Here is a 20,537-nt window from a genome sequence, read left to right as displayed (position 1 = left end):
TTAAGCCCCGTGGTCGGGGGCGTCAGTGGTTACAACCAATCCCTTTCCCATCCACGCCATGCGTCGTAATCAGCGTCGATGCGTTCGCTCTGTGGGTGCAGTAGAAACACCGCAGCCGGTGAGCTGTTCAGGTCTACGGTGGGGGCAATCCTTGCCCCTTCGGCGAAGCGGAACCTGGCGTTGTGAAAACTTGGCAAGGCTTCCAGGCGTTGGCGCACATGCGCTTGCGCGAACAGCCCGTGGCGGTGGGCGATCAGGTTCATGCCCCGCGCGTGTTGCAACAGCTGATAGCGTTTGGGCCACTGCGCCAGACGCGCCGGGTCCAGATAGCTTTGGCAGGTCAGGGCTACCTGATCGTTGCCGGTGGCCGCTTGCAGGGCGGGCGGGCAGGCCAGTCCGGACAGGCGTGCACCGGTTTCCAGCAGGCGCGGGCCATTGCCGGTCAGGATCAACTCGGTGTGCGCCGGGCCATGCACGATCCCCAGCGCATCGAGCACGCCTTGCACATACTCAATCAGTTGCGGCAGCTCGCGGGCGTCCGCCGGCAGCAGGTCCTCGCGGTCGTAGATCTTGCGGCCGTCGGCGGCGAAGGTCTTCGAGCATTTCCACACGTCGGTGATCCAGTGCTCGCCCGCGTGGCTGACGCTGTTGATCACGTACTCGGCGCCCGTCAGGTATTCCTGCAGCAGCACCTGTTCATTGTTGAGCATCATCAGATTGGTGGCGCCGAGGATCGACTCGATGGCGGCTTCCAGTTGCAGCGCATCGTGGCAGATGAACACGTTATCCGAACCGGCACTGTCCAGCGGTTTCGCCACCACGGTTTCGCCGCCGCGGGCATTGAACCAGACCAGCGCTCGCTCCAGCGAGCGGGTGCGCAGCTGTGCCGCCACTGGCAACCCGGCCTCGGCCACGCGTTCAGCCATCAATGACTTGTCGCGACGCGCGGCGGAGGTCGCCGGATTATTGCCGGGCAGGCCCAGACGTGCGGCCAGCAAGTCCGCCAGTTCTACGCCGAATTCGCTGCCCGTCAGCACGGCGCCCGGGCGATAGGCGGCGAGCTTGAGCAACAATGGTTCAAGGCCTTCCTCGGCGACGCTGTAGTCCTTGGCGAACAATTCTGTCGGGCAGCTCGCGGCAAATGCGGCCGGCATGTGTGCGCGTGAACGCACATGGAGCAGAGGCCGCTGTCCGGCCAGTGAGCGGGCCAGCAGGGCTCCGGTCGAGTAAGCGTCGACCAGAATCAACGGCGCCGCGCTGGAATCAATGCAAGGGTTGGTCATAACGGTTCACCGTGTAATGCAACATCTGAAACAGCTCGGACGAGCTGATACCGGGGCCGTCGACCGACCAGCCACTGCTGCGAGGCAACGGCAAACGGCCGGTGTTGCCCCAGCGCAACGCGCCCTGGTCGTCGATACGGGTGGTGGCGCGGCCCGGGTTGTCCGGGTGCAGGCAGTAGGGAATGTCGAGCAAGCCGCGCGCGAAGGCCTGCACCAGCGCCACGCCGATGTCGGCGTGCAGATTGAGCACGGTCTCCACCAGTCGCCGCGCTTCGAACAGCGTTTCCTGGTAATAGGCGGCGCTGCCCGCGTCTACCGTCGGGAGTTCGCCAGCAGCGACTTCGGCGGCCATGCACAAGGCATCAAGGTTGTCCTCGACCGAGGGAATTTGCCGCGATTCTGCGACGGTCTTGACGATCAACCGCTCGCAACCGGCAGCCTTGGTCAGCCGCGCACTGTCGCAAATCAAACGCCGTGCGCCGTGGCGGGAGGTCGGGAACACGCCCATGTACGAATACACCACCACATGCCAGTGATCGCCGTCGAGATACTGGGCGGCCAATTCGCGCAATGCCTGCAACGCGCCGAAATCCTGTTCCATCGAAGTGCCTTGGGCGTAGCTCAACGAGACGCCGCGCACCCCGTGCTGACGGAAAAACAGGGCCTCCAGCAAGGTCATGGCGATCAGCAGCGAGGGCGGGCACAACTGCCCCAACAGGCAGCCGCCGAAACTCTCGATATGCGCATGTTCGGTTGCGCCGGCCAGCACCTGACAGCTTTGCGCCCAAGCACTGACCGCCTCGGCCAACGGCAGGCGGCTGTAGGGCATGCAGTACGACACCGGGCCGCCCTCTGTTGCGTCCAGACCCAATGCCGCCAGACGCTGGAACACATTCTGCGGTTTGGCCGTGCCGTGGCGGATCTGGATCGGAAACTCTGCGCTGTACAGTCCGGCGAGCATGCCGCGTACCGCTTCGATCGGATGGCTGATGATCGGGAACCCGTTCATCGGCGCCGAACTGTTCAGACATTGCAACGCACTCTGGTAATCGCCGACCCGGGTGTAGCTGTCGAGCGTGATGGTGCCGATGGCCGCGCAGGGCAGGGCGGCGACGCTCGCCAGCCCCGCACGCATCTGGCTGAGTGCGCCAAAACCCATGCGCGGTTGCACCACCAGCTCATTTCGGACGCGGGCGCGCTCGATGAACTGTTGAAAATGGCCGCCGTTGAACGCCGTCATGCTTTAGCGTCCCGAGACCAGTTCAACCACAGTTTCACCGGTCGCCGGGTCGTAGCGACTGATGCGTCCCTTGTGCGGATCACCGGCGCGCACCCGTGCGATCAGCGTGACGTCGCTGTCGAAATCGATGCGTTGATGGGCGTACAGACTGCGCAACGCCGGCAGCGGCAGGCCACTGACCTCGCTCAGCCACTGACAGAGGGCCGGCTCGTCGTGCTCGCCTGCGAGCACTCGGTGCAGGTTGTCGAGATCGGCCAGACGCTGCGGATGGCATAGCCCGACGAAGCTGGAGAACTCGCGGCCACGATCAACGAACGGCGCAAACTGCATACACACCAATTGCATTTCATTGAGACCGAACGCCTGCTCGGCGAAGCGCTCGGCGAGCGTGCGGCGCGCCTGCATGCCCGGCGCATCGACATAGGCCGACATGGCCAGATCGATCAGGCGCTGGGGCATTTCTTTCTTGCGCATGAGCGCCTGCGCCAGCTCCAGGTATTCGGCAATCCCCTGGTTGTAGCTGCGACCCTGCACGTACTCGGCCTTCAGCCCGCGAAAGTGCGCCATCAACATCGGGTTGGCGCAATCGGATTCGGTGAAGCTGAATGCCAGCTCTTCGAAGCGAAAATCGAGGAATTCGGTAATCAGCTCCCAATGATCCTCGACCTTGTAGCTGACCAGATCATAAATGCTGATGAACGCTGGATCGGCGTTGTCGTCACCGCAGGCAACGCGTCGTTCCTCGCGATGCTGATCGAAGCCTTCGCCGAATAGTTCGATGAAATAGCGCTGGGCCACGCCATCCAGTGCTTGCAGCAACCCGCGAAAGCCCTGCCGGCGGCATTCTTCGACATCCAGCCCGAGACGCTGCGCCAGACGCATGATCCAGGTGAAATAGTGCTTCTGCTCTTTGCGCGAATCACCGGTGACCACTGCATTGACGCCGCCCTGCCACCACGCGGCGCGACCATAGAAATCCGCCACGGCGAGGTTGCAGCTGTTGCAGAAGGTCGGGCGACCGTCGCCAGCGGTGCGGTGGCCGTTCATCAGCACGTCGAAACGGTTCATCGCCTGTACATCGTCGGGGAACGGCAGATGCCGTTCGAACGGGCGAATCTGGCGGTGATCGACCACCAGCATTTCTACTCGCGGATCATCGAACAGGTGCAGCGCGCGGTAGACCCGATCAATGTTGGCCATCACCGCATCCGGCACGCCGGCATGGCGCATGTTGGCGATGCGCAACTGAAAGGTACGGCCATGCAGGATTGACAGCTGTAACTGGGTGGCGCGCAGCATGGCCACGGTGTACGAACTGTCTTTACCGCCGCCGTAAGCGACCATCAATTTGTAGCCGGTCAGCCCGTCGAGACCGCCCGCAGCGTCAATCAGACGCTCGCCGAGGACAGCTACTGCGCGACGTTCGTCGGCGCGCAAATAGTGGTTGATCTGACCCAGCAGCGGTTCGTCGTTCAAGGCTTGGGAAGTGGGGGCGTTCATAGTGGTTCCGCCTGGAATTGGAATACCTGAGTGGTGTGGCGGATATCGTTTTCAGTGGCCACTTCGCTGCCGCCGACAAAAATGAAGCGTCCGCTGTGCAGGGCGTCGTAGCTGCCGCCGGACTCGAGAATCTGCCCCGGCTCGGGCAGCAACTCGCGCCACAGATTGGGCACGGTTTCGCGCAACGAATCGGCTTGCACTACCCGGCACGGCAGGGCAGCGGGTTTCGGGATCACCAGCCAGCCGCCGCTCGGGTCGTGGCTGACGGCGGGCACCGGCACTTGATCGCCGGCGAGGCGGCGCAGCCAATGCTCGTAGAGATTGACTCCGAACACTTTGTTGATCAGGTGCGGGACTTCGCTGCCGCCGACCCGCGCACCGATTTCGAGGAACACCAGCGAGTCGTTCGGTTCGACGAAAATTTCCAGGTGGAACGCCGTGCAGCGCAGATCGAGGGCACGCATGATCTGTTGGCTGAAAGCCTCGATGCGCGTACGCAGGGCCGATGCCTGGACGATCACCGAGCCCAGCGGCTGCGCCTTGGCGAAATCCAGGCAACTGTTGATGTAACGCGACACCACCTGAAACGGCACGCTGCCGTCGACATCGACGAAGCCGTCGATGTGGTAGGTCTGGCCGTGCATGAAGCCTTCGATCTCATAGCGCGACAGGTCGATGCTATTGAGCAGCGTGCGCAGTTCAATCTCGTTTTCGACTTTCTCCACGCCCATGCTCGCGGCGCCGTCCACTGGTTTTACGATCAGCGGGAAACCGATTTCCCGGGCAAAATCCACGGCCTGTTGCACCGACTCGCAACGCGCAAACGGCGGCACCGGCAGGCCATGGTTTTGCAGGATTTCCTTCATGCGTGCCTTGTCGCGGTAAACCGCCACTTCATCCGGGCCGTGTCCGGGAATGTTCAGGGTCTGGCGCACGCGCGCGGCGATTTCCAGGGTGAACTCGGACAGGGCAATCAACTGATCGACGGGGCCGACGCGTTCGATGACTTCCTGCACCGCGCCGAGCAGTTGCTCGTATTGGTTGACGTCAGCGACCTGCACCTGATGAGCGATATGCTGCGCCGGAGCGAGTACGCCGTCGGCGCCGAGTGCATCGACCACGTAGCTGATCCGGTGTTGTTGATGGTCGAAGAAATCTTCGTAGCGAGTCAGTTCGTTGTCCCAGCGGCGCCCATCACGAAAGCGCGGCCAGCGGTTGACGATTACGATGTGCATCGTGGTAATCCTTTGAATGAGTGAAGTCAGTCGTGGCCGGAGGGTCAGCCCCAGGACGTCACACTGTCGGCGAGTACGGAGTCAGCGTCGGGCTGCGCGTGCAGCGAGCCCAGATAGCAGCTGAAGGTGTCGATAGCGTCGGGGCCGACGAACACCTGGTTGTAACCGGCATCGATCAAGGCTTGCCGGACTGCCAGGGTTTCATTTTCGGAAGTGGTCAGCTTGCCGCCGATCACGCAGGCCAGTTGCGGGTGCAGTTGGCGCACCTTGCGGATCAGCTCCAGACCCTGGGAGTAACCGTGGCCATTCACGCTGCTGACCACCAGCAACTGCGTGCGGCGCTGTTGCAATGCACTGAGCACTGTGTCCATCGGCGTGCAACTGCCGAGGTTCTTCACGTTCAAGCCGTGCTCGCCCAGCCACAGTTGCAGGTACACCAGATTCCACATGTGCGAGTCAGACTCGACGGTGGCGAGCAGGCAGTGAGGCCGAGTTTTCATTGGGATGCCTCCATGGCGAGCGATGGACCTTCGAGGGCGAGGCGAAAGCGCCGGGTGGTTAAAATGAACAGCAGCGTGCCGGGCACGGTCAGCACGAGTGCCAGCACCAGAATCAGCACCTGCACGCCGTAGACGTGGCCGACGCTGGCGGTGAGCAAACCACCCAGGGGATAAGAGAGCAGGTTGACCAGATAAAACGGCCCCATGACTTTGCCCAGATGAGCGCTCTCGATCGCCTTGATCCGCTGCGTACGGTTGAACACGTTGAACAGTGCGCATCCGGCCATTGCCAGCAGGAAACTCAGGGCATACAGCAACACACCGCTGGCCACGCCCATGCAGATCAGGCCCAGGCACAGCAAGGCAAAACCCAGTGCACCGAGTCGATAAATCGACATGCGCGCCAACAGTCGCGGCACCAGAATGAAGTTCAACAGACCCAGCGCGCCGGCCCCTGCATTCATCAGACCAAACACGCCGTCGGCGGCGCTGAACACGCCGCTGATGACGAACGCGTTGGCGCTGAGCACGGCAGCGAATGCCAGATTGATGCTGAAATTCAGCCCGGCCAGCGACAGCACTGGCGGGTTGCCAAGCAACAGGCGCCAGCCGAGCGCGAGATCCTTGAACACGCTGGTCGGGCGACTGACGGAGCGCGCCGTCGGCAAACCTGTCCAGAACAGCGCCGCAGCACACAGTGCGACTGCCGCCAGCCCCAGCAGCCAGCGCTTGTCGGCATACATCGCCAACCCGGCGGCGAGTGCCGGGCCCAGTGCCATGGCCAGCAGCTCCATGTTCTGCACCAGCGACTGACAGTGAGCGAGGCGTTCAGGGCCGGCGATCAGCGGCACGCTTTTTTCAACCGCCATGCGCACCGGCGCCATTAGCACCGACAATACGATGCCGTTGCCGATCAACGCCCAGATCATCCATTGCGGCTGATACCAGCAGATCCCCAGTGTCACGGCGAGGCTCAGTCCCCGCGCAGTATTGGCGCCGCGAAACAGCAGGCGCCCACCAAACCGGTCAGCCAGCAACCCGGCGAACGGATAGGCAATCAGTGCCGGCAGCCACTCCAGCGCAAACGCCACGCCGGAATAGCGCACGTTGCCAGTGAGCTGGAAAATCATCAACGGCACGGCAAACAGCACGGTCTGCTCCGCCAGCAAGGCACACAGCAACCCGGCACCGAACCAACGAATCGCGCTATTGCGTGCAGCGTCGTTGATGTCATGCATGCTCGTGGTCCCAGACGGTTTCCAGCTCGCGCAGATAAGGCAGCACGTATGTGCAGAAACGGCGCATTTCGTCGCGGGTTGGCCAGCCAGAGAAAATGAACTCGCTGACGCCGACTTTTTTGTACTCGAACAAGTATTCGGCGACTTCCTGATAGCTGCCGACCACGCACAATGCCGGACCGCCACGATAGGCCACGGCACCCGACCAGAGCATCGGCGACAGCCAGTCGTGTTCAGCTTTGTCGGCAAGGCGGAACGAGGTTTTCACCGCTTCCGAATCGCAGCGTCCGACGAACTCACGCACCCATTCGCGATGCTGTTCGTCCGGGTTTTCCATCATGCTCTCGACCGCCGCCAGCGCTTCGGCGCGGGTTTCGCGGGCGAGTACGTGCATGCGAATTCCCACCGAGCAACCGGACTGCAAAACCGTGCGGGCGGCCTCGGCAATTCCTTGCGGTGTATCGCCGTAACGCAGCCAGCAATCGCTGTGCTGGATGGCGATCTGCTGGGCAACGTCCGAGGCGCCGCTGAGATAAATACGCGGACGCTCGGCATCCTTGAACGGCAACCCGAGCTGGGCTTTTTCGATGCGGTAGTGCTTGCCGTGGTAGGTCAGCGGTGATTCGCCGCTCCAGAACCGATTGAGGATGTCGAGGAATTCGCCGGTGCGCTCATAGCGTCCGTCGTGCGCCACGAAGTCGCCGTAATAGGCTTGTTCGTCCGGGGAAATGCCGGCGACCAGATTCAGCGAGATACGCTTGTCCGACATCCACGACACGGTGTTGACGATCTGCGTGAACAGGGTCGGCGGCACCAGCCCCGGACGGTAAGCCAGAATGAATTTGACGCGATCGGTCTCACGCACCAGCGCGCCAATCATCGGCAGCGGATCGGGCATGTGGTAGCTGATGCCCATCAACAGCGAGTCGATGCCCAGCTCATCGGCTTCCTTGGCGAAATCGACGATCCCGGCGAAGTCGAGGGCGCCGGTGTCGTATTTTTCCGAGGCCTTTTGCTGACCGCTATCGAGCGGTGAGCACCAGTGAATACGCAGTGCAGACATTATGTTTCTCCATGGCCAAGCCTGCCGCCGCGGCAGCGGAGCAGGCTGTGAGAGTCAGGTCCGGATCAGAACAGGAAGCGGGTACCGACCGTGCGGTCGAACAGCGCTACATCGCGGATGCGTCGCTTGCCACAGATGAACTTGAGCAGACGCTCGATGCCCAGACCGCCACCGGCGCTCGGGTGCAGCAAGCCGCGCCGAGCGACTTCCAGGTAGTTGGCGAACGGCTGCAGGTCCATCGACAGCTCGTTCATGCGGTAGACGATCTGCTCGTATTCGAACTCACGCTCCGCGCCGGACAGGGCTTCGCCATAGCCATCGGGATAGATCAGGTCATAGTTGTTGTACGTGCCGCGCTTGCCCGGGGTTTCGCGATCGTAGAACTCGCGACGGTAGTTGGTGACGAAAAACGGCGTGTGCGCTTTGGCCGACATGATCTTCTCGAAGTCGTCGCCATGTTCGGCGCGCAACGCGTCGGAGCTGTAGATCGGGAACGCTGTGGCGAAATGCGGCAGTTGGCGGCCGAGTTGGGACAGTTCGGCGGCGCAGTGCTGAGTGACCTCGGCGAACACATGCTTTATCAGGCCTTCAATAAGGGCCATGACCTGATGCATGTCACCGTCGCGGATCTCGAAATCGAACTGCGAGAACTCCAGCAAATGGTTTTCCGAATCCTTGATCTCGGCCTTTTCCAGGCGGATGTTCGGCGCCACGATAAAGATCTTGTCGTGGCCTTTGGCGGTCAATGCCAACTGCTTGTGGAAGATCATGCTGGCGGTCAGTTTCAGGCGCCGTTCTTCATATTGAAGTTCAGCGGGATACACCGCGTGATTCAGCGGATCTGTGATGGGCGACATCAGAATCGGCATCAACTGTTTGAAGTCACGCTCAAGCAAATATTGTTGTAACGCCTGTAGGACACGTCCTCGGACGATGGCAATGGATTCTATGTCAGGATTAGCAAAATCGGCGAAGTTACTTGTAATTTCTTCCATGATTGGCCAGATATTCAGGGAGTTAGGGAGGCCTGATTATTGTTTAATCGGAAGAAAACTCAATGTACAGATTTCGGCTAAAAAGCAACACAGAGCCTCGGTTTGGTTGTTTGCATGACCTTTTGCGTGGACGATGTCGCGCTGTTGAAATTGATCAGTTGGCGCACCTGGGGGGCCGTTCGTTCGGGCCCTGTTGGCAGGCGTCGTTTTCTCTATCTGTCTATTCAGAGTTTGCCCATGACTGCCCTGACCGGTTCGCGATCCCATCGGTTTTCCAGGTCTGACTACAAGACCCTGGGCCTCGCAGCCCTGGGTGGTGCACTGGAAATCTACGACTTCATTATCTTCGTGTTTTTCGCACTGACCCTCAGTCAGCTGTTCTTTCCGCCAGAGATGCCGCAGTGGCTGAGATTGCTGCAAAGCTTCGGCATTTTTGTCACTGGCTATCTGGCACGACCGCTCGGCGGAATTCTGATGGCGCACTTCGCCGATCAGCTGGGGCGCAAGCGCGTGTTCAGCCTGAGCATCTTGATGATGGCGTTGCCCTGCCTGCTCATTGGCATCATGCCGACCTACGCTCAGATTGGTTACTTCGCACCGTTGCTGCTGTTGCTGCTGCGTGTGTTGCAAGGCGCCGCAGTCGGTGGGGAAGTGCCGAGTGCCTGGGTGTTCGTCGCCGAGCACGCGCCGGCCGGTCATCGCGGTTATGCGCTGGGTTTCCTGCAAGCCGGACTGACCTTTGGCTATTTGCTCGGAGCGCTGACCGCGACCCTGCTGGCGCAAGTGTTCACTCCCGCGGAAATTCTCGATTACGCGTGGCGCTTTCCGTTCCTGCTCGGCGGACTGTTCGGCGTGATCGGTGTCTGGCTGCGTCGCTGGCTGAGCGAGACGCCGGTGTTCATGGCTTTGCAGGCGCGCCGTGAGGCTGACGCCGAACTGCCGTTGCGCACCGTGATGCGCGAGCATCGGCACATGTTGTTGCCGGCGATGATTCTGACCTGCGTGCTGACGTCGGCAGTGGTGGTGCTGGTGGTGATCACCCCGACGGTCATGCAAAAAAGCTTCGGCATGAGCCCCAGCCATACATTCGCCCTGAGCAGCCTCGGTATTGTCTTCCTGAATATCGGTTGTGTGCTGGCCGGGTTGATCGTCGACCGGCTCGGCGCCTGGCGCACGGTCATGTTGTACAGCGTGCTGCTGCCGGTCGGCGTGGCCTTGCTTTATGGCTGCCTGATCAGTGGCGGTGCGTGGCTGGGGCTGGCGTATGCGCTGGCGGGATTGGGTTGTGGTGTGGTTGGCGCAGTGCCGTCGGTGATGGTTAGCCTGTTTCCCGCACACATCCGCGTCTCGGGCATTTCGTTTACCTACAACATTGCCTATGCACTGTGGGCGAGCACCACGCCGCTGTTGTTGATCGGGCTGATGCCGTGGAGCCCGTGGGTGTGTGTGGCGTACAGCCTGGTGATGGGCGCGGTGGGCGTCGCCTGCGCCGCATATTTCGGTGGGCGCGATACGGCTCAAACCAGTCAGACGCTGGTTGCCGAGCGCTAAGGCAGACATTTTGCAGCCTGCGCACTATGGTTTTGCACGGACGGCTATTGGATGACTGATTTACATGACTTGTCGGCGGCACAACTGCTGGCCTTGTTTGCCAGCGGTAAGTTGTCGCCGCTGGACTACTACGATCACCTGCTGGCGCACATCGAGCGCTGGGAACCGAGCATCAATGCGCTGTACGCGTTCGATCCGCAGCGCGTACTCGATCAGGCGCGCGCGTCGACTGAACGCTGGAGTCGTGGAACCCCGCGCGGCATGCTCGACGGCATCCCGGTGACACTCAAGGAATTGATCGCCACTGAGGGCGATTGCATCCCCCAAGGTTCGCGCGCCACGACGTTGATCGCGGCGACTGCCGACGCGCCGCCGGCCGCGCGTTTGCGTGAAGCCGGGGCGATCATTCTGGGCAAAACCACGGTGCCGGATTTCGGCATGCTGTCGTCGGGGTTGTCGAGTTTCCATGGCATCACGCGCAACCCGTGGGACACCACGCAAAACCCCGGCGGCTCGAGTTCCGGCGCGGCGGCTGCGGCGGCGGCGGGTTATGGTCCGCTGCATGTCGGCACCGACATCGGCGGCTCGGTACGCTTGCCGGCCGGCTGGTGTGGGTTGGTGGGGTTCAAGCCAACGCTTGGACGGATCCCGATTGATCCGTATTACACCGGCCGTTGCGCGGGGCCGATGACCCGCACCGTGGATGATTGCGCGCTGATGATGCGTTATCTGGCGTTACCGGATGCGCGCGACGCCACCAGCCTGCCGGCGCAAGCGCTGGACTGGAACCTGCAAACACCGTCGATGCAGGGTCTACGCATCGGGCTGATGCTCGACCCCGGCTGCGGCTTCCAGCCTGAACATGAAGTCTGTGAAGCGGTGCGAGATGCCGCGCGAATGTTCGAGGCGCATGGCGCGCAGGTGCACTTGATCGGGTCGCTGATGGATCGACAATTGCTCGACGGCCTCGATGATTTCTGGCGCGCCCGCCAGCTGTCGCAACTGCAAAGCTTGAGCACGGCGCAACGCGACAACGTCTTGCCCTACATTCAGGACTGGGCGGCACCGGCGGCCGAGATGAGCGCGGTGCATGCGGTTGAAGGTTTCAATCAGACCTTTGAAATCCGTCGTCGCTGCGCGCAGTTGTTCGGCGACGTCGACTTGCTGTTGTCGCCGACCAATCAGGTCAGCAGCTTTCCCGCTGAATGGCCCTCGCCCGGCAATGACCCGCGCCAGCCTTTTGAACACATCGTGTTCACGCTGCCATGGAATATGGGCGAGCAACCGGCCTTGTCGATCAACTGCGGGTTCACATCAGCGGGTATGCCGATCGGCCTGCAAATGGTTGCACCGCGGTTTGCCGATCAATGGTTATTGCAGTGCGCCAAGGCTTACGAAGGCTGGCGCGGCCCGATCAAACACTGGCCGTCTGCGCCACCCCACTGATCCCTGGCCGTGCCCGTAGGCCGCTCAAGCGCCAGACGCTTAGGCTGCGTGCACTCTTTTTTAAAGGCCTTTTTCCATGCAATCACATGTACGTCGGGCGTTGCTGCCAATGCTGCTCATCGCCCAGCCCGCTTGTGCCGGTGACCCCGTCACAGCGCAGGATCAGGCGATAGGTCTGATCGATGGCAGCCACCTCAACCTGAATTTGCGCCACTACTATTCCAACCAGCACACCCAGCGCAGTACCCACCTGGTGATCAAAAAGGCCGGCGTCGCACAGCCCACACGCCAGCGCGACACCTGGGTGCAGACCGCGATGCTCAATTACATCTCGGGCTACACCGAAGGTTGGGTGGGCTTCGGTGTCGATGCCTCGCTGTTCAGCGCAGTGACCCTTGAGCGTGGGCACGGTGCGGTGGCCAATGGCGGTGACCGGGTGCTGGTCGACAGCGATGGCGACGCGGTCCCGAGCTGGAGTCGTCTGGGTGTCGGCGACGTGAAACTGCGAGTGTCGAGCACCGAACTCAAGGCCGGGCGGATGCTCACGGAAAACCCGATCCTGCGCTACAAGGACAACCGTGCCTTGCCGTCAACCTTTCAGGGCATTGGCCTGAACAGCAACGAACTCGACTGGCTGGCGCTGCAAGCGGGCAGCTTCGAGCGCGCCATCCCGCGTACCGGCACTGGCAGCGAACGCCTGACCACCACCTTCGGCAATCGCGCCTACAGCGGTTCACGTATCAGCTATCTCGGCGCGACAGCCAAAGCGCCCTACGGTCTGACATTGAACGCTTACGGCTCGCGGTTCGAGGACATGTGGCAGCAATACTATCTGGGCGCGACTCACGTAACGGGGGATCGCGCCAACCTCGCGCTGAAAACCAGCCTCAACTACTACCGCACACGCGATCAGGGTGAACAAAACCTGGGCTTCATCGACAACCACGCCTACAGCCTGGCAATCACCGCCGCCCATGGCGCGCACGCTCTGACTACGGCGTGGCAGCAGGTGTTCGGCAACGAATATTTCGACTACGTGTGGGAGTCCACAGGCAACTACATGGCTAACTCGCTGTACTCGGACTACAACGGTCCGAACGAAAAATCCTGGCAACTGCGCTATGACTTCGACCTCGCCAGCTACGGCGTGCCGGGCCTGACCGCCAGCCTGTGGCACGCCAAGGGCTGGGGCATCGATGGCACCCACTACAGCGGCGACCGCGACGGACGCAACACCGGCTACAACGTGCGCGGGCTGGACGGTGCCAAGCACAACGAAAATGGCTTGATGCTCGCCTACGTGGTGCAGTCCGGCACCCTGAAAAATACGGCGCTGCGCAGTATCGTCTATAACCACCGCGCGAGTGGCGGGCAGATCGACGGCAGTTACGACGAGTTCCGTCTGGTGGCGAATGTACCGCTCAGCCTGTTTTGAATGCGCCGAGAACGCTGCGTAGTCTGCGGCGTTATCCACAGCAGAAATATTTCAACGGCGTTAACCCGAACGCAACGGACTGCCCGTCTCAGTGGATGAATGATCAATTTCATCCCGAGGTCAGCCCCCATGTCCCGTTCCCTGCCTTTTCTGCGACCTGCTGCGGTCAGCGTGCTGTTGTCCATCGCCGGTTGCGGTGTTTCCTCCAACCCGCAATCCGTTGCTGTCCCCGCGCCGGCCCAGCCATCGGTTCAACAGGAGGCGATGCTGGCCGACAGTGCGCAGGCCAAGCGCAGTGTTCGCCCTGCACCGATTGCCAGTTTCGCAGCGATGCCCGCGCGGGAAAGTTATCCACAAGGCTATCGCGACGAGCCGCGTGAGCAATATCAAACGCTGGCCGACAACCCCATCCACAGCGTGGCCCAAACCCCGGTCTCGACCTTCAGCGCCGACGTCGACACGGGCGCCTATGCCAATGTCCGCCGCTTGCTCAATCAGGGACGCCTGCCGCCGGAAGGTGCGGTGCGGCTGGAGGAAATGGTCAATTACTTCCCCTATGACTATGCGCTGTCCAGCGACGGCTCGCCGTTTGGCGTGACCACCGAACTGGCGGCGTCGCCATGGAACCCGCACACTCGCTTGTTGCGCATCGGCATCAAGGCGTCCGACCGCGCCGTGGCAGAACTGGCCCCGACCAATCTGGTGTTTCTGGTGGACGTGTCCGGCTCGATGGATCGTCGCGAAGGCCTGCCGATGGTCAAAAGCACACTGAAACTGCTGGTCGATCAATTGCGTGAGCAGGATCGTATATCGCTGGTCGTGTATGCCGGCGAGTCCAGAGTGGTGCTTGAGCCAACATCCGGGCGGGAAAAAGCCAGGATTCGTAACGCCATCGAGCAATTGACCGCCGGCGGCTCGACCGCTGGCGCGTCGGGTATCGAACTGGCCTATCAAATGGCCCAACAGGCGTTCATCCCCAAAGGCATCAACCGCATCCTGCTGGCCACCGACGGTGATTTCAACGTCGGCGTCAGCGACTTCGACAGCCTTAAACAAATGGCTGTGGATAAACGTAAAACCGGAATTTCCCTGACCACCCTGGGTTTCGGTGTGGATAACTACAATGAACACCTGATGGAACAACTGGCGGACGCTGGCGATGGCAACTACGCCTACATCGACAACCTGCGTGAAGCACGCAAAGTATTGGTCGATCAACTCGCCTCGACCCTTGCCGTCGTGGCGAAAAACGTCAAATTGCAGGTGGAGTTCAACCCGGCGCAGGTCAGTGAATATCGCCTGCTCGGCTACGAAAACCGTGCACTCAAGCGTGAGGATTTCAGCAATGACAAAGTCGATGCAGGCGAAATCGGCGCAGGACACACGGTGACCGCGCTGTACGAAATTGTTCCGGCAGGCGAGAAGGGCTGGCTGGAGCCACTGCGCTATGGTCAATCGAGTGCGGTTGTTGCGCAGAAGAACGGAGAATTGGCGATGCTGCGTGTGCGATATCAACAGCCCGAAGGTGGGAAAAGTCTGCTGATCGAGCGGCCGATTGCCAATCAGGTTGCACCGGCCAGCGAAGACCTGCGCTTTGCGGCGGCGGTTGCTGCGTTTTCCCAGCAACTCAAGGACGGTCGCTACACCGGCGATTTCAACCTCAAGGACACCGAAGCGCTGGCCCGTGGTGCCCGGGGTGACGATCGTTTTGGCCTGCGCAATGAGTTCGTGCAACTGGTCGAACTGGCGCAGAGCCTGCGCCACACAACCGCATCGAGTGCGCAGCCCACTGAGCGACGGATTGAATAGTGAGTCGCCTGAAAGGCTTCATCAGTCAGCTGTTTGCTTCGCCAGACAGCTCAACCGCCAGCAGCGATGAAGCGTTGCTGGCGCGCTACCGCGAGGGCGACGGCGCGGCGTTCGAGATCTTGTACGCCCGCCATCGCCAAGCGTTGTATCGGTTCCTGCTCGGCTTGAGCGGCAAACCCGAAATGGCCGACGAAGTGTTTCAGGAAACCTGGCTGAGCCTGATTCGCAGCGCCAGTCAGCCACAAGGACGGGCGACCTTTCGTACATGGCTGTTCCAGATCGCCCGCAATCGCCTGATCGATCACTGGCGCAAGCACGGCGCCCAGCAACCGCTGCACGACAGTTACGATGAGCAAACCCACGCTGTCAGTGACGAGGCGACCGATCCCGAGCAACTGTTGAGCCTCAGCCGCGACAGCCAACGCCTCGAAACCGCCCTGCAAAACCTGCCCGCCGACCAGCGCGAAGTGTTCCTGCTGCGCGCCCACGGCGACCTCGACCTGGCACAAATCGCCAGCCTCACCGAAACACCGCTGGAAACCGTCAAGAGCCGCTTGCGCTACGCCCAGCAAAAACTGCGTCGGCTGCTGGCCGAGGAGGTACTGACATGACTGACGCCCGCCAGACACCCGAAGATCCTGTGATCAAACATGTTCGCGAACAGCACAATGCTGAACCGCCCGCGCACCTCGACGCGTTCATCCTCAATGCCGCCCATCGCGAAGTCTCGGCACCAAAGCCAGGCCTGTGGCAACGCTGGCTCGACGCCTGCCGCAAACCGCGCTGGCAAGTCGCATTCGCCAGTCTCGTCGGCGTGGCCCTGATGCTGTCACTGGTGCAACGCGTCCCCGGACCACAGCCGCCATTCGACTTCGCCCCGGCGCCTAAACCGGCTGCGTCAATGGCACGCAAACAAGCGCCTGAAGCATTGTCCGCCCCCGCACCCATGGCAGAAATGGCCGCGCCGATGCAAAGCGAGGCTATCCAAGCCGACGAAGCCAAACTCAGCAAACGCGCCGCCGCCCCCGCCAACGGCGTCGACGAACAACTGCGCGAAGTCCTGCGCCTGCGCGAATCCGGCCAATCACAAGCGGCCGACACCCTGTTCAACCACCTGCACAAACGCTACCCGAACGCCGACCTCGACGCCCGGCTCAAGCAAATCCAGCAGAACTGACCGCCTGTTCGCCCAGCCATTTGGCATTGCCCCGCAAAAACGCGCAATATCGGGCCATAGCTGAATCGCTGGAGAACACCGTGGCACCAAAAATCGACCGCATCGCCCAACTCCTCAACTGCCCGCAAAAGGGCGAAGAGATGCGCCGCGCGATTACCGAAGCGCGTAAGGAATTTCTGCTGAGCCAGCAGGAAGAGGATGTGCCCGAGGAAGAGGACGTTTTTGAAGAGGAGGTTGGGGAGGAAGAGGACGAGGATGAGGATTACGACGAGTTTGATTGGACGACGGAGTGATGGTTGAAGTTTGGATGCTCGGTGAAACCCAGCAACTCATGGCTTTTGGTCGTTGCGTTTGAAGGCAGTTGTCAACTCTAAGTTGACAACTGCCCGCCCGGCCGAGGCTTCATTGATCAAAAAGCTGGAATTATTCACCCGAAAAGCCAACGCCCACAAAAAAGCCCCGGACCATTACAGTCCGGGGCTTTTTCATTTCTATTCGTGGTGCACCAGGCGGGATTCGAACCCACGACCCCTGCCTTCGGAGGGCAGTACTCTATCCAGCTGAGCTACTGGTGCAGCGGGCGACATCATACCTAGGTCGGGTCAGGGCGTCCATGCTGGGTTTTGGGGCGTATTGTCAGTGCGCGTGTCGGCTGGAGTCGCTGTATTCCATAAAGCGGTAACGTCCTGCAAAACCCTCGCTTGGCGCTTTGACGGGGGTGTTCTATGGTTTTCCTGCGGTGGGGGCGTTTTGCTCGTTGATCTGAAAAACTTCACAAACACGCCGTTTTTGTTCTTTTTTTCGAACGCCCTATTGTCCTTTAAACCCTTTGCTCCTACGATCCGTTTGAGATTTCAAACGCTCGTTGACTGGGCGTTGAAGCGCAGGTGTTTCGAGTCGTGCACGATTGATGCGCCTCACCCGGTCACTGATTTCCCTGACGGCAGCCTTGCGAGGCGCCTTTCTACAATCATAATTTGCTCCGCGCAGGCCGCGGTGCTGTTAAGGAAAGCCGACATGCAGCTTAAAGACACCCTGTTGTTCCGCCAGCAAGCCTTCATTGATGGCGCTTGGGTCGACGCGGACAACGGTCAGACGATCAAGGTCAACAACCCGGCCACCGGCGAAATTCTCGGTACCGTGCCGAAGATGGGCGCTGCCGAAACCCGCCGCGCCATTGAAGCCGCTGATAAAGCGCTGCCGGCCTGGCGTGCACTGACCGCCAAAGAGCGTGCCGGCAAGCTGCGTCGCTGGTTCGAGCTGATGATCGAGAACCAGGACGACCTCGCTCGCCTGATGACCCTCGAGCAGGGCAAGCCGCTGGCCGAAGCCAAGGGCGAAATCGTTTACGCCGCTTCGTTCATCGAGTGGTTCGCCGAAGAAGCCAAGCGCATCTACGGTGACGTGATTCCGGGCCACCAGCCGGACAAACGCCTGATCGTGATCAAGCAGCCAATCGGCGTGACCGCAGCCATTACCCCGTGGAACTTCCCGGCCGCGATGATCACCCGTAAGGCCGGCCCGGCGCTGGCTGCCGGTTGCACCATGGTGCTCAAGCCTGCTTCGCAAACCCCTTTCTCCGCATTCGCACTGGCTGAACTGGCCCAGCGTGCCGGCATTCCTGCGGGCGTGTTCAGCGTTGTTTCCGGCAGCGCCGGCGACATCGGCAGCGAGCTGACCAGCAACCCGATCGTGCGCAAGCTGTCCTTCACCGGTTCGACCGAAATCGGTCGTCAACTGATGGCCGAATGCGCCAAGGACATCAAGAAAGTCTCGCTGGAACTGGGCGGCAACGCGCCATTCATCGTGTTCGACGACGCGGATCTGGATAAGGCCGTCGAAGGCGCGATCATTTCCAAGTACCGCAACAATGGCCAGACCTGCGTCTGCGCCAACCGCCTGTACATTCAGGATTCGGTCTACGACGCCTTTGCCGAGAAGCTGAAAGTGGCAGTAGCCAAGCTGAAGATCGGTAACGGTCTGGAAGACGGCACCACCACTGGCCCGCTGATCGACGAAAAAGCCGTGGCTAAGGTGCAAGAACACATCGCTGACGCCGTGGCCAAAGGCGCCACCGTGCTGGCCGGTGGCAAGCCGATGGAAGGCAACTTCTTCGAGCCGACCATCCTGACCAACGTGCCGAAAGACGCAGCGGTCGCCAAGGAAGAAACGTTCGGTCCGCTGGCGCCGCTGTTCCGCTTCAAAGACGAAGCCGAAGTGATCGCGATGTCCAACGACACCGAGTTCGGTCTGGCCTCTTACTTCTACGCTCGTGACCTGGGCCGTGTGTTCCGTGTGGCGGAAGCCCTGGAATACGGCATGGTCGGCGTCAACACCGGGCTGATCTCCAACGAAGTCGCGCCATTCGGCGGCATCAAGGCGTCGGGCCTGGGCCGTGAAGGCTCCAAGTACGGCATCGAAGATTACCTGGAAATCAAATACCTCTGCCTGGGCATCTAAGCCGAGAAAGGGATTGCTGCAAACGCAAAGGGCACGAGAGCGCTGTCCCTTTGCGTCGTTTCAAACCGGAATTTTCTCTGCGGCCGGGAACGCCGTGGCAGTCGATCATCGCATGCTGCCACCGTCGCTTCCTCCCGCTTAATCCTTGAACCGCGCCGCCCGATGAGCGGCGAATGAGGACTGTAATGAGCAAGACTAACGCTGAACTGATGGCCCGCCGTACCGCTGCCGTACCTCGTGGTGTTGGCCAGATTCACCCGATCTTCGCCGAATCCGCGAAGAACGCTACCGTGACGGACGTTGAAGGTCGTGAATTCATCGACTTCGCTGGCGGTATCGCTGTACTGAACACCGGCCACGTGCACCCGAAAATCATCGCCGCCGTGACCGAACAGCTGAACAAGCTGACCCACACCTGCTTCCAGGTGCTGGCCTACGAGCCGTACGTTGAGCTGTGCGAAAAAATCAACGCCAAGGTGCCAGGTGATTTCGACAAGAAAACCCTGCTGGTCACCACCGGTTCCGAAGCGGTGGAAAACGCTGTGAAAATCGCCCGTGCCGCCACTGGCCGTGCCGGCGTGATCGCCTTCACCGGCGCTTACCACGGTCGCACCATGATGACCCTGGGCCTGACCGGTAAGGTCGTGCCTTACTCGGCCGGCATGGGCCTGATGCCAGGCGGCATCTTCCGCGCGCTGTACCCTAACGAACTGCACGGCGTGAGCATCGACGATTCGATCGCTTCCATCGAGCGCATCTTCAAGAACGACGCTGAGCCGCGTGACATCGCTGCCATCATCATCGAGCCGGTTCAGGGTGAAGGCGGTTTCTACGTCGCGCCTAAAGAGTTCATGAAGCGTCTGCGCGCACTGTGCGACCAGCACGGTATTCTGTTGATCGCTGACGAAGTGCAGACCGGCGCTGGCCGCACCGGTACGTTCTTCGCCATGGAACAGATGGGCGTTGCTGCCGACCTGACCACTTTCGCCAAATCCATCGCTGGTGGTTTCCCGTTGGCCGGTGTGTGCGGCAAGGCCGAATACATGGACGCCATCGCTCCAGGCGGCCTGGGCGGCACTTACGCCGGTAGCCCGATCGCTTGCGCGGCGGCTCTGGCGGTGATGGAAGTCTTCGAAGAAGAAAAACTGCTGGATCGCTGCAAGGCTGTCGGCGAGCGACTGGTCACTGGCCTCAAAGCCATCCAGGCCAAGTACCCGGTCATCGGCGAAGTCCGCGCCCTGGGCGCAATGATCGCCGTCGAGCTGTTCGAAAACGGCGACAGCCACAAGCCGAACGCTGCCGCTGTGGCGTCCGTTGTGGCCAAGGCTCGCGACAAGGGCCTGATCCTGCTGTCCTGCGGCACCTACGGCAACGTTCTGCGCGTACTCGTACCGCTGACCTCGCCGGATGAGCAACTGGACAAAGGTCTGGCGATCATCGAAGAGTGCTTCTCCGAGCTGTAAGGTCGGGCGCTGTTTGACTGGATAGACAAAAAACCCGCTTCGCAGAGTGTGTGAAAACACGCTGAAGGCGGCCTAAGCAAACGCCCCGACTTGTTCGGGGCGTTTGCTTTTGTGCAGGTAACAGAAAAAAAGGCTTTTCAGC

General features: G+C 61.0%; 17 protein-coding genes and 1 tRNA gene. 9 read left to right on the top strand and 9 right to left on the bottom strand.

The window, feature by feature from the left end:
* Nucleotides 1-29: 29 nt before the first annotated feature.
* The 8 genes from ACIOU6_RS16590 to ACIOU6_RS16555 form a co-directional block, all read right to left on the bottom strand.
* Nucleotides 30-1,283 carry an ATP-grasp domain-containing protein gene (locus ACIOU6_RS16590; protein WP_401137958.1) on the bottom strand — a complete coding sequence of 418 codons (1,254 nt, stop codon included), beginning with the start codon at nucleotides 1,281-1,283 and terminating at the stop codon, nucleotides 30-32.
* Nucleotides 1,264-2,523, bottom strand: a complete 1,260-nt coding sequence (locus ACIOU6_RS16585; RefSeq protein WP_221730968.1) for a methylaspartate mutase — start codon at nucleotides 2,521-2,523, stop codon at nucleotides 1,264-1,266. The genes ACIOU6_RS16590 and ACIOU6_RS16585 overlap by 20 nt, the downstream gene beginning before the upstream one ends.
* Nucleotides 2,524-2,526: 3 nt before the next feature.
* Entirely contained in the window at nucleotides 2,527-4,023 is a 1,497-nt protein-coding gene (locus tag ACIOU6_RS16580; RefSeq protein WP_401137955.1) for a hypothetical protein, read from the bottom strand.
* Entirely contained in the window at nucleotides 4,020-5,258 is a 1,239-nt protein-coding gene (locus ACIOU6_RS16575) for an acetyl-CoA carboxylase biotin carboxylase subunit family protein (protein WP_221730970.1), read from the bottom strand. Before ACIOU6_RS16575 ends, ACIOU6_RS16580 begins: the two co-directional genes overlap by 4 nt.
* A 44-nt stretch (nucleotides 5,259-5,302) precedes the next feature.
* Nucleotides 5,303-5,758, bottom strand: coding sequence for a cobalamin B12-binding domain-containing protein (locus ACIOU6_RS16570; protein WP_401137951.1), 456 nt, complete (start codon nucleotides 5,756-5,758; stop codon nucleotides 5,303-5,305).
* Entirely contained in the window at nucleotides 5,755-6,996 is a 1,242-nt protein-coding gene (locus tag ACIOU6_RS16565; RefSeq protein WP_260455749.1) for an MFS transporter, read from the bottom strand. Before ACIOU6_RS16565 ends, ACIOU6_RS16570 begins: the two co-directional genes overlap by 4 nt.
* The gene (locus ACIOU6_RS16560) at nucleotides 6,989-8,059 is read right to left on the bottom strand and encodes an LLM class flavin-dependent oxidoreductase (RefSeq protein WP_401137947.1); all 1,071 of its coding nucleotides are present in this window, start codon (nucleotides 8,057-8,059) and stop codon (nucleotides 6,989-6,991) included. Before ACIOU6_RS16560 ends, ACIOU6_RS16565 begins: the two co-directional genes overlap by 8 nt.
* Before the next feature lie 65 nt (nucleotides 8,060-8,124).
* Nucleotides 8,125-9,054 (bottom strand): asparagine synthetase A, encoded by a 930-nt coding sequence (locus tag ACIOU6_RS16555; RefSeq protein ID WP_221730973.1) that lies wholly within the window; start codon nucleotides 9,052-9,054, stop codon nucleotides 8,125-8,127.
* A gap of 237 nt (nucleotides 9,055-9,291) precedes the next feature.
* On the opposite strand from ACIOU6_RS16555, the gene ACIOU6_RS16550 reads away from it, so the two are divergent.
* From ACIOU6_RS16550 to ACIOU6_RS16520, 7 genes are all read left to right on the top strand, one after another.
* Nucleotides 9,292-10,605, top strand: a complete 1,314-nt coding sequence (locus tag ACIOU6_RS16550) for an MFS transporter (RefSeq protein WP_221730974.1) — start codon at nucleotides 9,292-9,294, stop codon at nucleotides 10,603-10,605.
* A 51-nt stretch (nucleotides 10,606-10,656) separates the two neighbouring features.
* Nucleotides 10,657-12,051 carry an amidase gene (locus ACIOU6_RS16545; protein WP_221730975.1) on the top strand — a complete coding sequence of 465 codons (1,395 nt, stop codon included), beginning with the start codon at nucleotides 10,657-10,659 and terminating at the stop codon, nucleotides 12,049-12,051.
* A 76-nt stretch (nucleotides 12,052-12,127) separates the two neighbouring features.
* Nucleotides 12,128-13,486 carry an OprD family outer membrane porin gene (locus ACIOU6_RS16540; RefSeq protein ID WP_401137942.1) on the top strand — a complete coding sequence of 453 codons (1,359 nt, stop codon included), beginning with the start codon at nucleotides 12,128-12,130 and terminating at the stop codon, nucleotides 13,484-13,486.
* A gap of 129 nt (nucleotides 13,487-13,615) precedes the next feature.
* Nucleotides 13,616-15,295, top strand: coding sequence for a von Willebrand factor type A domain-containing protein (locus tag ACIOU6_RS16535; RefSeq protein WP_401137939.1), 1,680 nt, complete (start codon nucleotides 13,616-13,618; stop codon nucleotides 15,293-15,295).
* A 29-nt stretch (nucleotides 15,296-15,324) separates the two neighbouring features.
* Nucleotides 15,325-15,906, top strand: a complete 582-nt coding sequence (locus ACIOU6_RS16530; protein WP_401138029.1) for an RNA polymerase sigma factor — start codon at nucleotides 15,325-15,327, stop codon at nucleotides 15,904-15,906.
* Complete coding sequence (locus ACIOU6_RS16525) at nucleotides 15,903-16,472, top strand: hypothetical protein (protein WP_401137936.1); 570 nt, start codon at nucleotides 15,903-15,905, stop codon at nucleotides 16,470-16,472. Before ACIOU6_RS16530 ends, ACIOU6_RS16525 begins: the two co-directional genes overlap by 4 nt.
* Before the next feature lie 20 nt (nucleotides 16,473-16,492).
* Nucleotides 16,493-16,765: a hypothetical protein gene (locus tag ACIOU6_RS16520; RefSeq protein ID WP_221730979.1), complete on the top strand. Its 273-nt coding sequence runs from the start codon at nucleotides 16,493-16,495 to the stop codon at nucleotides 16,763-16,765.
* A 205-nt stretch (nucleotides 16,766-16,970) separates the two neighbouring features.
* Here the strand turns inward: ACIOU6_RS16520 and ACIOU6_RS16515 are convergent.
* Nucleotides 16,971-17,047 (bottom strand) — tRNA-Arg (locus ACIOU6_RS16515).
* 442 nt (nucleotides 17,048-17,489) lie between these two features.
* Between ACIOU6_RS16515 and gabD the strand changes: the two genes are divergently transcribed.
* On the top strand, nucleotides 17,490-18,932 hold the full coding sequence (gabD, locus tag ACIOU6_RS16510) for an NADP-dependent succinate-semialdehyde dehydrogenase (protein WP_221730980.1): 1,443 nt from the start codon (nucleotides 17,490-17,492) through the stop codon (nucleotides 18,930-18,932).
* 185 nt (nucleotides 18,933-19,117) lie between these two features.
* Nucleotides 19,118-20,395, top strand: coding sequence for a 4-aminobutyrate--2-oxoglutarate transaminase (gene gabT, locus ACIOU6_RS16505; RefSeq protein WP_221730981.1), 1,278 nt, complete (start codon nucleotides 19,118-19,120; stop codon nucleotides 20,393-20,395).
* Nucleotides 20,396-20,537: the final 142 nt, after the last annotated feature.

Origin of the sequence: Pseudomonas sp. NPDC087615 (assembly GCF_044743445.1) — a bacterium.
Lineage (GTDB): Bacteria > Pseudomonadota > Gammaproteobacteria > Pseudomonadales > Pseudomonadaceae > Aquipseudomonas > Aquipseudomonas baetica_A.
The sequence above is the reverse complement of the archived record's forward strand: the minus strand, read 5'-3'. Positions and strand labels throughout refer to the sequence as shown.